Source organism: Pectobacterium jejuense, from assembly GCF_026800125.1.
Classification (GTDB): domain Bacteria; phylum Pseudomonadota; class Gammaproteobacteria; order Enterobacterales; family Enterobacteriaceae; genus Pectobacterium; species Pectobacterium jejuense.
The window spans coordinates 690814-704937 of record NZ_JAPQKX010000001.1; the positions used below are offsets into that span (position 1 = coordinate 690814).

Here is a 14124-nt window from a genome sequence, read left to right on the forward strand (position 1 = left end):
TGGGACAAGCGTGCTCTTGTTAAAGTCGTTATACTCTTGCGGTTATCTTGATTAGATAAATAAAGTTCATTATTTGAACGGTATATAAGAGGCTGTTTATGTCTATTGTGAATAAAAAAGTAAAAAAAGCGGTCATACCGGTTGCTGGCTTAGGGACGCGTATGCTGCCGGCCACCAAAGCCATCCCTAAAGAAATGCTGCCGTTGGTAGATAAACCGCTGATCCAATATGTTGTTAATGAGTGTATCGCAGCAGGGATTAATGAAATTATTCTCGTTACACACTCTTCTAAGAATTCTATCGAAAACCATTTCGATACCAGTTTTGAACTGGAAGCCATACTGGAAAAACGCGTTAAACGTCAGCTGTTGGAAGAGATTCAATCTATCTGTCCTAAGCACGTCACCATTATGCAAGTGCGTCAGGGGTTAGCCAAAGGGCTGGGCCATGCCGTATTGTGCGCGCATCCGTTAGTCGGAGATGAACCTGTCGCGGTTATTCTGCCAGATGTGATTATTGATGAATATGAATCCGATCTGAAGAAAGATAACCTGAGCGAAATGTTGCAGCATTTTTCTACGACAGGCCATAGCCAGATTATGGTTGAGCCCGTTGAAAATGTAAGTAGCTATGGCGTGGTTGATTGCAAAGGCGTGGAATTAAAAGCAGGGGATAGCGCACCTATGGTTGGTGTGGTTGAAAAACCTAAAGCTTCCGAAGCACCGTCTAATTTAGCCGTCGTTGGCCGTTATGTCCTTTCTGCGGATATTTGGTCTCTGCTGGAGAAAACACCGCCAGGCGCAGGTAATGAAATTCAGTTAACTGATGCCATCGCAATGTTGATGGAAAAAGAAACAGTAGAAGCGTATCACCTTAAAGGTGTGAGCCATGACTGTGGTAATAAATTAGGCTATATGCAGGCATTCGTGGAATATGGTTTACGCCATGATGGTTTAGGCCAGGAATTTGCGCAGTGGCTGCAGGAAACGATTGAAGCAGAAGAAAAATAACAGAATGTAATGATTGCTCTCTGTTTACAAAAAACAGAGAGCAGCCAAAAATGGCGACATATCTGTTTTCTCTTTGCAATATGCGTTACCAAAGAAAAACCCCCGATAGTTATCGGGGGTTTTTCGTATTCAGTACTTATAAACGATTACAGCAGGAAATCGTCTAAAGATTTACCTTGCTCTTCGATTGCTTTCTTGATTACTGCCGGTGTACGACCCTGGCCAGTCCAGGTTTTAAGTTCGCCGTTTTCGTCAGTGTATTGATATTTTGCCGGGCGGGCAGCGCGCTTGCTTTTACCTGCAACCTTAACTGAACCTAAAGACTGCAATAATTCGTTAGGGTCAATACCGTCTGCAATCAGCATATCGCGATATTGCTGCAATTTACGCGCACGTTCTTCAACTTCAGCCTGAACCTGGCTATCTTCTTCGCGGCGTTCATTAACCACGACTTCCAGTTTTTCCAGCATTTCTTCCAAAGTATCCAGGGTGCATTCTCTTGCCTGGGCACGCAGAGTACGGATGTTGTTAAGAATCTTTAGTGCTTCGCTCATTGTGATAATCTCAAATAATATTATTGGTGGCGTGTAGTGTGATAATAGAGTGCTATTTTCCTTTCTGCAATAGTCAAATTTGTAAGTTTGTTAAAAAACATCATTTTTAAAACAGATCTCACATCGTATGTTACATAAATATAAATACTTTCCTGTTATCAAAAAAATACATTTGGTATGCCGCTTTTCTACCTCAAACGGCAGAGAATGACTTATTGATGCCGTGCCGTTGTTATAAGGAACGTTTATATCTTTTATCATAACAGACCGTCGCTGGTGGGCGTATGGACAAAATGTGGCCGAGGAATAGCCCATTGCGCAGCGTGAAGACGAGTTGTTACAATAAGTGTTTACGACACGAATATCATATACTCCAAATAATTCGAGTTTCAGACAGGCGGCAAGAGACGGACAAATTCGTCGGGAACGAATTTAACCAGCCAACGGCTGGTCTCCGGAGAGAGACAGGATTTCTCTCATTTAATCCCGATGCGCTGACACAGGTAAGTGATTCAGGTGACAAATCTGCCGGGAGCAGATTTGAACGCTGCTAGCAGCGGCCCTTTAGGGTGAGTCCCACGACGGGCCGAGTATTTAAACGTCGCCAACGTACATGCAACTTGAAGTATTACGAGTATATAGCCTGCCTTTTGGAGTAACCGAGTGGCCCAACTTTATTTTTATTATTCTGCAATGAATGCAGGGAAATCGACGGCGCTATTGCAGTCGTCATATAACTACCAGGAGCGTGGGATGCGCACGCTGGTGTTCACTGCAGAAATAGATAATCGGCATGGCGTAGGGATAGTAAGTTCACGGATCGGCCTTTCTTCTCCTGCATTATTGTTTAATCCGCAGACATCGTTATTTGGATTGCTGGAGAAAGAGCACCGCGCTCAGCCCGTAGATTGTGTATTAATTGACGAATGTCAATTTTTAACCCGTGAGCAGGTGAGTGAGCTTTCCGATGTCGTGGACCAATTAGATATCCCGGTATTGTGCTACGGGTTGCGTACTGATTTTCGTGGCGATTTGTTTTCTGGGAGTCACTATTTATTAGCGTGGGCAGATAAGCTGATTGAGTTAAAAACGGTCTGTCACTGCGGCCGTAAAGCCAACTGTGTATTGCGGTTAGATGCACAAGGTAATGCCGTTCACGAAGGTGAGCAGGTCGTTATTGGCGGCAATGAGAGCTATGTTTCCGTGTGCCGTAAGCATTATAAAATTGCGCTGGGATTAACCCGTAAAGAAAGCGAGTAAGGCGGTTAAATATCCGGCAGACAGGGCGATTAATAAACGGTGTATTGATGCGTGTCTATGCTGAGTACGAGTAATAAAAATGCCCAACCTTAAAAGGGTTGGGCATCGTTGAAAGATAAACCGCCGTTAGGCTAAGGCGGTACAGCAAGAACGTTAGTGTGCGGCTTTCTTGCCGGTTTTAGCGGCTTTTGCTACAGGCTCAACCGCTTCCGTTTTTTCTTCTTCAGAGAACTTACGACCGTAGTAAGTATCCAGCAGAATCTGTTTCAGTTCGGAAATCAGCGGGTAACGCGGGTTAGCGCCAGTACACTGATCGTCGAACGCATCTTCTGACAGTTTATCGACCTTAGCCAGGAAATCGGCTTCCTGTACGCCAGCCTCACGAATGGACGTTGGGATCCCCAGCTCGGTCTTCATTTCTTCCAGCCAGTTCAGCAATTTCTCGATTTTCTGCGCGGTACGATCGCTTGGTGCCGTCAAACGCAGGTGATCGGCGATTTCCGCGTAACGACGGCGAGCCTGTGGACGGTCATACTGGCTGAACGTCGTCTGCTTGGTCGGGTTGTCGTTCGCGTTATAGCGAATCACGTTTGAGATCAGCAGGGCGTTAGCCAGACCGTGCGGAATATGGAACTCCGAGCCCAGTTTATGCGCCATGGAGTGACAGACGCCGAGGAAGGCGTTGGCAAACGCAATCCCTGCAATCGTCGCGGCATTATGAACACGCTCACGGGCAACCGGGTTTTTCGCGCCGTCGCGGTAGCTGTCTGGCAGGTTTTCCTTCAGCAGTTTCAGCGCTTGTAACGCCTGTCCATCTGAATATTCGTTTGCCAGCACGGAAACATAGGCTTCCAGCGAGTGGGTTACTGCATCGAGTCCGCCAAAAGCACACAGCGATTTCGGCATATTCATCACCAAATTGGCATCAACAATCGCCATATCTGGCGTCAGCGCGTAGTCCGCTAACGGATATTTCTGCCCGGTGGCATCGTCGGTCACTACGGCGAACGGCGTCACTTCGGAACCGGTACCGGATGTGGTGGTAATCGCCACCATTTTGGCTTTGACGCCCATTTTCGGGAACTTGTAGATACGTTTACGGATATCCATAAAGCGCAGCGCCAGCTCTTCGAAATGCGTCGTCGGGTGCTCATACATTACCCACATTATCTTCGCGGCATCCATTGGAGAACCGCCACCCAGCGCAAGAATTACATCCGGTTTGAAGGAATGCATTTGCTCTGCGCCTTTACGCACGATGCTCAGCGTCGGGTCAGCTTCAACTTCGAAGAACACTTCGGTTTCTAGTCCATGCTGTTTCAGTACAGACGTCACCTGATCGACATAACCATTATTGAACAAGAAGCGGTCGGTCACGATAAATGCACGTTTTGCACCATCGGAAGCGACTTCTTCCAGTGCGATTGGCAGTGAGCCGCGACGGAAATAAATGGATTTAGGAAGTTTATGCCACAACATATTCTCAGCTCGCTTGGCTACCGTTTTCTTGTTGATCAAGTGCTTCGGACCGACGTTTTCGGAGATGGAGTTTCCGCCCCAGGAGCCACAGCCCAGCGTCAGAGACGGAGCGAGTTTGAAGTTGTAGAGATCGCCGATACCGCCCTGAGAAGCAGGGGTGTTAATCAGGATACGCGCGGTTTTCATCATATTGCCGAAATGATTCACGCGCTCTGGCTGATTGTCCTGATCGGTATACAGGCAGGATGTGTGACCGATGCCACCCATTGCGACCAGTTTTTCCGCTTTAATTACGGCATCGTTGAAGTCTTTCGCACGGTACATCGCCAGCGTCGGAGACAGTTTTTCATGGGCAAACGGTTCGGATTCATCGACGGCCGTCACTTCACCAATCAGCACTTTGGTATTCGCAGGGACAGTGATACCCGCCATTTCTGCGATCTTCGGTGCAGGCTGGCCCACGATGTCTGCGTTCAGTGAACCGTTTTTCAGCAGAATACCCTGTACGGCATGCAGTTCTTTGCCTTTCAGCATGTAGCCGCCGTGGGTGGCAAAACGTTCGCGCACGGCATCATAGACGCTGTCTACCACGATGACGGACTGTTCTGACGCACAAATTACGCCGTTATCGAAGGTTTTCGACATCAGAATAGACGCTACGGCACGTTTGATATCTGCGGTTTCGTCAACGACAACCGGCGTGTTACCAGCGCCTACACCGATTGCCGGTTTACCGGAGCTGTATGCGGCTTTCACCATGCCCGGACCGCCAGTTGCCAGAATCAGGTTGATATCTGGGTGATGCATTAGCTGGTTGGACAGGTCGACAGAAGGCTGATCGATCCAACCGATGATGTCTTTCGGTGCCCCTGCCGCAATTGCCGCTTGCAGAACAATGTCAGCAGCTTTATTGGTCGCATTTTTTGCACGTGGATGGGGGGAGAAGATAATCCCGTTACGAGTCTTCAGGCTGATCAACGCTTTAAAAATTGCGGTAGAAGTGGGGTTGGTGGTGGGAACAATGCCGCAAATCAGGCCAATCGGCTCGGCAATCGTAATGGTACCAAAAGTGTCATCAGTAGAGAGGATGCCGCAGGTTTTTTCATCCTGATAGGCGTTATAAATGTACTCGGATGCAAAGTGGTTTTTGATGACTTTGTCTTCCACGATCCCCATGCCAGATTCGGCAACTGCCATTTTTGCCAGCGGGATACGGGCATCTGATGCAGCGAGTGCGGCAGCACGGAAGATTTTGTCCACTTGTTCCTGAGTGTAAGTGGCAAATTCCTGCTGTGCCTTTTTCACTCTTTCGACCAATGCGTTAAGTTCAGCAACGTTGGTTACGGCCATAATGCTCTCCTGATAAATGTTAAACTCTTTCAGTCAATTGTTCGCCGGATAGAACAGTATAGATAAACGAGCGGGAGGCGTTTTCGTTACCTGGCTATTCTTTTCTGCCTATTTCGCATTAATTGACTCAAAGAGCTTGTCAGCCACCGTTGTGGCGCGATTGTTGCTTTTTAAAATACTGTAACCGTCGATATCATGGATTTTTGAAATATTGTTTTGAAATTACGTCAAAATTAAGACGATCTGCGCGTCCGTTATGGTATGAAATGAGCATACCTATTTGTGGGTGCCTTTTTTGTGATCAATATCGAATTTTCTTTAAGCTGACACCATTCAGCAGCTTGATGTTGATAATGACTATCATTAACCGGACACAATTAGAGGTTTTTCTACCTAAAAGGGATTGTAAGGAATGGGGGGTATCGGAGTGGGACATTGTTAGGGGGACATTCCGGGCACGACGTTGTGCACATAACGAGAATGACCTGTTCGTATAAAACGTATTCGTATAAACGACGCTTATATCTTAATCGAGTTAGTTATTTTACGCGCAGCCTACTGTAAGGAAATCGCGTGCTATTATCGTGCAAGATGAGTAACTGAGTTGTTAAAATAATAACATTCCAGTCAGATAATGACGCAGACAGGTAAGCGTGCATCATCATTTTTGTGCTGTGAAAATGATAAAACCCACTACGATGTTTTTTTGTTCAAAATATATAAATTGCTGAATATTTAAAAAATATCTGCAAATAAATAGAAAAAACATTGTTTATCATGGGGTTAATGGTTGTGTTGAATGATTGAAATAAAACGTTTACTGGGCTGTAGTAAAGAAAATTAAGCAACATCAATGTAAAAATATTGGCGAATGTGTCTGCTTTTGATAGCTTCGAGTGTCGACCTGCTATTCGTTATTCACCCATAAATTAATTTTATGATTTATTTGGATAATGGGCGATCTTTTCTGCTCTATGTGACGGCGATTTTTACGCGTAGAGTCCGGTATGGCGTTGTATCAAGACAGGGGCGTTTATAAAGTGAAAACTCGCAAAACAAAACGATGCTTTGTTACCAGTATGATTGCCGCAGCAGTGATGGCGTCATGTGTGAATGTTCAGGCTGCTACTGTACCTGCCGGTGTTGAGCTGGCGAAAGAGCAGATTCTGGTGAGAAACAATGGCGCTGAGGTGTCATCACTGGATCCGCATAAAATAGAAGGTGTGCCGGAATCCAACGTCGCGCGCGATTTATATGAAGGGCTGGTGATTTCCGATCCAGATGGACACCCGATTCCTGGCGTTGCTGACCGGTGGGAAAGCAGCGACTTTAAAGTCTGGACGTTCCATTTACGTAAAGACGCCAAGTGGTCCAATGGCGAACCGGTTACCGCGCAAGATTTCGTTTATAGCTGGCAGCGTTTGGCCGATCCGAAAACCGTTTCTCCTTACGCCAGCTATCTACAATATGGTCATCTGCTGAATATCGATGACATTATCGCTAGCAAAAAATCTCCCGATACGCTGGGCGTAAAAGCCCTCGACGACCATACGCTGGAAGTTACATTAAGCGAGCCGATCCCTTACTTTTATAAACTACTGAATCACTCGTCCCTGTCCCCGGTAAATAAAGCGGTGGTGGAGAAATTTGGTGATAAATGGACCCAGCCGGAAAACTGGGTTGGGAATGGCGCCTACCGCCTGAAATCCTGGGTCGTGAATGAGCGGCTTGTACTAGAGCGTAATACCCAATATTGGGATAACGCCAAGACCGTGATTAATCAGGTCACCTATCTGCCGATTGCTTCTGAAGTGACGGATGTTAACCGCTACCGTGCGGGTGAGATTGATGTCACCAATAATAAATTGCCCATTGAGCTATTTCAGAAGCTAAAAAAAGAAATCCCACAAGAAGTTAACGTCAATCCCTACCTCTGTACGTATTATTACGAAATCAATAATCAGAAACCGCCATTTAACGATGTCCGGGTACGTACGGCTCTGCGCATGGGGCTTGATCAAGACATATTGACCAATAAAGTGAAAAATCAGGGCGATATTCCTGCCTATGGCTATATTCCTCCGTTTACGGACGGCTTGAAAGCGCATACGCCAGAGTGGTTTACCTGGCCACAGGCGAAACGTAATGAAGAAGCGAAAAAATTGCTGGCGGAAGCGGGCTATACCGCAGAGAAACCGCTGACATTTAATTTGCTCTATAACTCGTCAGATTTGCATAAAAAGATGGCGATCGCGGCGGCATCGATCTGGAGACAGAATCTGGGTGTTGACGTGAAGCTGGAAAACCAGGAATGGAAAACCTATCTCAGCACGCGTCATCAAGGCAATTATGACGTTGCGCGTGCCGGATGGTGTGCGGACTATAATGAACCGACATCCTTCCTGAACAGCATGCTGTCAGACAGTAGCAACAACACCGCGCATTATAAAAGTGCGGCGTTCGACAAGCTGATGGAGCAGGCGGTTCAGGCGAAAACGGACGATGAGCGTGCGCAAGTTTATCAGCAGGCAGAATCGCAGTTGGATAAAGATGCCGCGATTGTGCCGGTCTATTATTACGCGAACGCTAGACTGATAAAACCTTATGTCGGTGGCATCACCGGCAAGGACCCGTTGGATAATATACGGGTGAAGGATCTCTATATCATTAAGCATTAATCCGCGGTTATTTACGGTTTGATGCAAATGAAGTGAGCAAGCAGTGATTAATTTGGTGTTTAATCTCTGGTTACCCATTCCTGCCATGTGGGAATGGGTCGTGAGTCGAATCGATTAATCGTTTTCTCACCGGGCTCTAATTCAGGAATCGTGCTGGGATAACTAACACGACAACATTACAGGAGAAAATAATGACACACATCACAACTAAAAAAAGAGTAGCTGCCGCTATTATCGCGGCATTAAGTAGCACGATGGCTGTTTCTGCCTTCGCCGCGACCGTTCCCGCAGGCGTTCAGTTAGCAGAAAAACAGGAATTGGTCCGTAACAACGGTGCTGAAGTTTCCTCCCTTGACCCGCATAAAATCGAAGGCGTACCGGAATCCAACGTGTCGCGCGATCTGCTGGAAGGATTGGTTATTTCCGACGTTAACGGCAAAACCAGTCCCGGCGTAGCAGAAAGCTGGGATAACAAAGATTTTAAAGTGTGGACATTCCACCTGCGTAAAGATGCAAAGTGGTCCAACGGTGAGCCGGTTACCGCACAAGATTTCGTCTATAGCTGGCAGCGTCTGGCCGATCCAAAAACGGCATCGCCTTACGCCAGCTATCTGCAATATGGTCATCTGCTGAATATCGATGACATCATCGCCGGCAAGAAATCCCCGGATACGCTGGGCGTGAAAGCGATCGACGATCATACCTTTGAGGTGACGCTTTCCGAAGCGGTGCCTTACTTCTATAAGCTGCCTGTTTACGTCGCGATGTCCCCAATCAATAAAGCCGTCGTTGAAAAATTCGGTGAAAAATGGACGCAGCCGCAAAACTGGGTCGGCAACGGTGCCTACAAGCTGAAAAGCTGGGTCGTAAACGAAAAAATGGTGCTGGAGCGTAACCCGCAATATTGGGATAACGCCCACACTGTGATTAATCAGGTGACGTATCTGCCGATTGCGTCTGAAGTGACGGACGTTAACCGCTACCGCAGCGGTGAGATCGACATGACGTACAACAACCTGCCAATCGAACTCTTCCAAAAGCTGAAGAAAGAAATCCCGGATGAAGTGAAGGTTAACCCGTACCTGTGTACCTATTACTACGAAGTTAACAACCAGAAGCCGCCATTTAACGATGTACGAGTCCGTACCGCGCTGCGTCTGGGTCTGAGCCAGGATATTCTGACCAACAAGGTTAAAAATCAGGGCGATATTCCTGCCTATGGCTTTGTTCCACCATATATCGATGGCCTGAAAGCGTCAGTTCCAGAGTGGTTCACCTGGCCACAGGCGAAACGTAATGAAGAAGCGAAAAAACTGCTGGCGGAAGCGGGCTATACCGCAGACAAACCGCTGACGCTGAACCTGCTGTATAACACCTCCGATCTGCACAAGAAAATGGCGATCGCAGCGGCTTCTATCTGGAAACAGAATATCGGTGTGGACGTTAAGCTGGAAAACCAGGAATGGAAAACCTTCCTCAGCACGCGTCATCAGGGAACCTATGATGTTGCTCGCGCCGGATGGTGTGCAGACTATAACGAACCTTCAACCTTCCTGAACAGCATGCTGTCAGACAGCAGCAGTAACACCTCGCACTATAAGAGCAAAGAGTTTGATGCACTGGTGGCGAAATCCTTGCAGGTGAAAACCGATGAGGAGCGCGCTGCGGTTTACCAGCAGGCGGAATCGCAGCTGGATAAAGACGCTGTCACCATACCGGTCTATTACTATGCGAATACCCGACTGGTGAAACCTTATGTTGGTGGATTAACGGGTAACGATCCGCAGGATAATGTTTACGTGAAAGATCTTTATATCATCAAGCACTAATAATAATGGCTGGCGCACGCGGTTGTGCTGCCAGCCTTTTATAGGTACGAGCAATGTTAAAATTTATTCTTCGCCGCTGCTTAGAGGCGATTCCGACACTATTCATCCTGATCACCATCTCGTTTTTCATGATGCGATTGGCACCCGGTAGCCCTTTTACCGGTGAGCGTAATTTACCGCCGGAAGTGATGGCGAATATTGAAGCCAAATACCATCTGAATGACCCCATTATGACGCAGTACGGCAACTACTTGCTGCAATTGGTGCAGGGTGATTTCGGTCCTTCTTTTAAATACAAAGACTATTCCGTGAACGATCTGGTCGCGACGTCTTTCCCTGTTTCTGCAAAACTGGGGGCTGCGGCATTCATTCTGGCTGTTGTTTTTGGTGTGAGTGCCGGCGTGATCGCCGCGCTGAATCAGAATACGAAATGGGACTATACCGTGATGGGCTTTGCCATGACGGGGGTGGTGATACCCAGCTTTGTTGTTGCGCCGTTGCTGGTGCTGATTTTCGCCATTACGCTGCGGTGGCTACCCGGCGGTGGGTGGAACGGTGGGGCACCCAAATACATGATCTTACCGATGGTGGCACTGTCTTTGTCTTATATCGCCAGCATCGCGCGTATTACCCGAGGATCGATGATCGAGGTTTTACACTCTAACTTTATTCGCACCGCGCGCGCCAAAGGCCTGCCGATGCGCCGCATCGTCCTGCGCCATGCGTTAAAGCCTGCGCTGCTGCCTGTGCTCTCTTATATGGGGCCGGCATTTGTGGGGATTATTACCGGTTCGATGGTGATTGAAACCATTTTTGGTTTACCCGGTATTGGGCAACTGTTCGTAAACGGTGCACTGAACCGCGACTATTCACTGGTACTGAGCCTGACGATTCTGGTCGGCGGCTTAACTATTTTATTTAATGCGATCATTGACGTGCTCTACGCTGTTATCGATCCGAAAATTCGCTATTAATTGGGGGCGTTATGTTTTGGAATCGAAAAAACGTTGAAGCGTTAGAGAACTTCACCGAGCAGGCTGAGATTGAAGGGCGCAGTTTGTGGCAGGATGCGCGTCTGCGCTTTATCCACAACCGTGCGGCGCTGGCCAGTCTGCTTGTGTTGGCCGTGATTACCGTGTTCGTGATCTTCGCCCCGATGCTGTCTGCATTTGACTATGCGGATACGGACTGGGGAATGATGTCAGCTGCGCCGGATATGACGTCTGGACACTATTTTGGTACGGATTCCTCCGGCCGTGATCTGCTGGTTCGTGTTGCTATTGGGGGCCGCGTCTCGCTGATGGTTGGCGTCGCAGCGGCGCTGGTTGCGGTGATCGTCGGAACGCTGTACGGCGCGATGTCGGGTTATCTGGGCGGGAAAGTGGATTCGGTGATGATGCGTCTGCTGGAAATCCTCAACTCATTCCCGTTCATGTTCTTCGTTATTCTGCTGGTGACGTTCTTCGGGCAGAACATGCTGCTGATTTTCGTGGCTATCGGCATGGTGTCCTGGCTGGATATGGCGCGTATCGTGCGTGGCCAGACGCTGAGCCTGAAACGTAAAGAGTTTATTGAAGCGGCGATGGTTTCCGGTGTGTCCACGCGCGGTATCGTGTTGCGCCACATTGTGCCTAACGTGCTGGGCGTGGTGGTCGTTTACGCCTCTCTGCTGGTGCCAAGTATGATCCTGTTCGAATCCTTCCTGAGCTTCCTGGGTCTGGGAACGCAGGAACCGTTAAGCAGCTGGGGCGCCTTGCTGAATGATGGTGCGAACTCGATGGAAGTATCGCCGTGGTTACTGTTCTATCCGGCGGCGTTTCTGGTTGTCACGCTGTTTTGTTTTAACTTTATCGGCGATGGCCTGCGTGATGCCCTCGACCCGAAAGATCGCTGAGGAATATCGACATGAGCAAGATTGAGTTAACTGGCGCGCACGACGCGCTGCTACATGTTCAGGATCTCCGGGTAACGTTCAAAACGCAGGATGGCGACGTGACGGCCGTTAACGACCTGAACTTCACGCTTAACGCTGGTGAAACGCTGGGGATTGTCGGTGAGTCCGGCTCTGGTAAATCACAAACGGCGTTTGCGTTGATGGGGCTGCTGGCTCGCAATGGTCGTATCGGCGGCTCGGCACGTTTTCGTGGCAAAGAAATTCTCAATTTGCCTGAAAGCCAACTGAATAAGCTGCGTGCTGAAGAAATCAGTATGATCTTCCAGGATCCGATGACGTCGCTGAACCCTTACATGCGCGTCGGCGAACAGCTGATGGAAGTGCTGATGTTGCACAAACACCTGAGCAAAAGCGAAGCGTTTGAAGAATCAGTCAAAATGCTGGATGCAGTCAAAATGCCGGAAGCGCGCAAGCGTATGAAGATGTATCCGCATGAGTTTTCCGGCGGAATGCGTCAGCGCGTGATGATCGCAATGGCGCTGCTGTGCCGTCCGAAGCTGCTGATTGCCGATGAACCGACAACCGCACTGGATGTGACGGTTCAGGCGCAGATTATGACGTTGCTGAACGAGCTGAAGCGCGAGTTTAATACCGCCATCATCATGATTACCCATGACCTGGGGGTTGTTGCCGGTATTTGTGACAAAGTGCTGGTGATGTACGCCGGGCGCACGATGGAATACGGCGTTGCACGCGATGTCTTTTATCATCCGAGCCACCCGTATTCCGTTGGTCTGCTCAATGCCGTGCCGCGTCTGGATGCGGAAGATGACGTGCTGGCGACCATTCCGGGTAATCCGCCTAACTTATTACGTTTGCCGAAAGGGTGTCCGTTCCAACCACGCTGCCCGTACGCGATGGATGTCTGCCATAGCGCACCGGCGCTGGAATCTTTTGGTGATGGCCGCTTGCGCGCCTGCTTTAGAGCGATTGAGGAGGTGGTATGAACAACGCGGACGAGAAGAAGGTGTTGTTAGAAGTGGACGAGTTGAAAGTCCACTTTGATGTCAGAGATGATAAGCAGTGGTTCTGGCAGCCACCGAAAAAACTGAAAGCGGTCGATGGTGTGACGCTGCGTTTATATGAAGGCGAAACGCTGGGCGTGGTGGGGGAATCCGGCTGCGGTAAGTCTACGCTGGCGCGTGCCATTATCGGGCTGGTAAAAGCGACCGACGGACGCGTCACCTGGCTGGGAAAAGATCTACTGGGGATGAGCGCCGATGAATGGCGCGCCGCGCGGAGTGACATTCAGATGATATTCCAGGATCCACTGGCATCGCTGAACCCGCGTATGACCATCGGCGAGATTATTGCCGAGCCGTTAAAGGTTTATCATCCAGAGCTGGATCGACAGACGGTGAAAGATCGTGTGAAAGCGATGATGCTGAAGGTTGGGCTGTTGCCGAACCTGATCAACCGCTATCCGCATGAGTTCTCTGGCGGGCAGTGTCAGCGTATCGGCATCGCGCGTGCGTTGATTCTGGAGCCGAAGCTGATTATCTGTGACGAACCAGTTTCCGCGCTGGACGTGTCGATTCAGGCACAGGTGGTTAACCTGCTGCGCCAGTTACAGCGTGAAATGCGCCTGTCGCTGATTTTTATCGCCCATGACCTATCGGTTGTGAAGCACATTTCCGACCGCGTGCTGGTGATGTATCTGGGTCATGCTGTAGAGCTGGGAACGTACGATCAGGTCTACCAAAACCCACAGCACCCGTATACGCGTGCGCTGATGTCTGCTGTGCCGATTCCCGATCCCGATCAGGAGCGAAACAAGAAGATACAGCTGCTGGAAGGGGATTTGCCTTCACCGATCAACCCACCATCGGGCTGTGTGTTCTGCACGCGTTGTCCGATTGTCGGCCCTGAGTGTTCGAAAACCCGGCCATTGCTGGAAGGGAGCTTTACGCACGCGGTTTCGTGTTTGAAGGTCGATCCGCAGGCGCTGTTACCGGTGGCAGAAGCTGAATCGCAGTAATCCGTTTTATCGGCTACTGATGTAAAAAAGGC

Annotated in this window: 10 protein-coding genes; 8 read left to right on the forward strand and 2 right to left on the reverse strand. The window is 49.0% G+C overall.

Translation table 11 applies throughout. The features are described from left to right. Positions 1-98 precede the first annotated feature (98 nt). Entirely contained in the window at positions 99-1010 is a 912-nt protein-coding gene (galU, locus tag NXT09_RS03155; protein ID WP_268578834.1) for a UTP--glucose-1-phosphate uridylyltransferase GalU, read from the forward strand. A gap of 146 nt (positions 1011-1156) precedes the next feature. Here galU and hns read toward each other — a convergent pair whose 3' ends face one another. Further along, complete coding sequence (gene hns, locus NXT09_RS03160; RefSeq protein ID WP_010275331.1) at positions 1157-1564, reverse strand: histone-like nucleoid-structuring protein H-NS; 408 nt, start codon at positions 1562-1564, stop codon at positions 1157-1159. Between the two features lie 663 nt (positions 1565-2227). Here hns and NXT09_RS03165 point away from each other — a divergent pair. Next, positions 2228-2824, forward strand: a complete 597-nt coding sequence (locus tag NXT09_RS03165) for a thymidine kinase (protein ID WP_015840216.1) — start codon at positions 2228-2230, stop codon at positions 2822-2824. Between the two features lie 153 nt (positions 2825-2977). Here NXT09_RS03165 and adhE read toward each other — a convergent pair whose 3' ends face one another. Further along, positions 2978-5653: a bifunctional acetaldehyde-CoA/alcohol dehydrogenase gene (adhE, locus tag NXT09_RS03170; protein WP_268578835.1), complete on the reverse strand. Its 2676-nt coding sequence runs from the start codon at positions 5651-5653 to the stop codon at positions 2978-2980. Positions 5654-6660: 1007 nt separating this feature from the next. On the opposite strand from adhE, the gene oppA (NXT09_RS03175) reads away from it, so the two are divergent. From oppA (NXT09_RS03175) to oppF, 6 genes are all read left to right on the forward strand, one after another. Continuing rightward, entirely contained in the window at positions 6661-8331 is a 1671-nt protein-coding gene (gene oppA / locus NXT09_RS03175) for an oligopeptide ABC transporter substrate-binding protein OppA (protein WP_268578836.1), read from the forward strand. Positions 8332-8522: 191 nt separating this feature from the next. Continuing rightward, positions 8523-10160: an oligopeptide ABC transporter substrate-binding protein OppA gene (gene oppA, locus NXT09_RS03180; protein WP_010295222.1), complete on the forward strand. Its 1638-nt coding sequence runs from the start codon at positions 8523-8525 to the stop codon at positions 10158-10160. Between the two features lie 53 nt (positions 10161-10213). After that, entirely contained in the window at positions 10214-11134 is a 921-nt protein-coding gene (gene oppB, locus NXT09_RS03185; protein ID WP_205592806.1) for an oligopeptide ABC transporter permease OppB, read from the forward strand. A gap of 11 nt (positions 11135-11145) precedes the next feature. Next, positions 11146-12054, forward strand: a complete 909-nt coding sequence (oppC, locus tag NXT09_RS03190; RefSeq protein ID WP_014915337.1) for an oligopeptide ABC transporter permease OppC — start codon at positions 11146-11148, stop codon at positions 12052-12054. Positions 12055-12065: 11 nt separating this feature from the next. Continuing rightward, the gene (locus NXT09_RS03195; protein ID WP_205550542.1) at positions 12066-13061 is read left to right on the forward strand and encodes an ABC transporter ATP-binding protein; all 996 of its coding nucleotides are present in this window, start codon (positions 12066-12068) and stop codon (positions 13059-13061) included. Then, complete coding sequence (gene oppF, locus NXT09_RS03200; RefSeq protein ID WP_205550540.1) at positions 13058-14092, forward strand: murein tripeptide/oligopeptide ABC transporter ATP binding protein OppF; 1035 nt, start codon at positions 13058-13060, stop codon at positions 14090-14092. Before NXT09_RS03195 ends, oppF begins: the two co-directional genes overlap by 4 nt. The last annotated feature ends 32 nt before the right edge of the window (positions 14093-14124 follow it).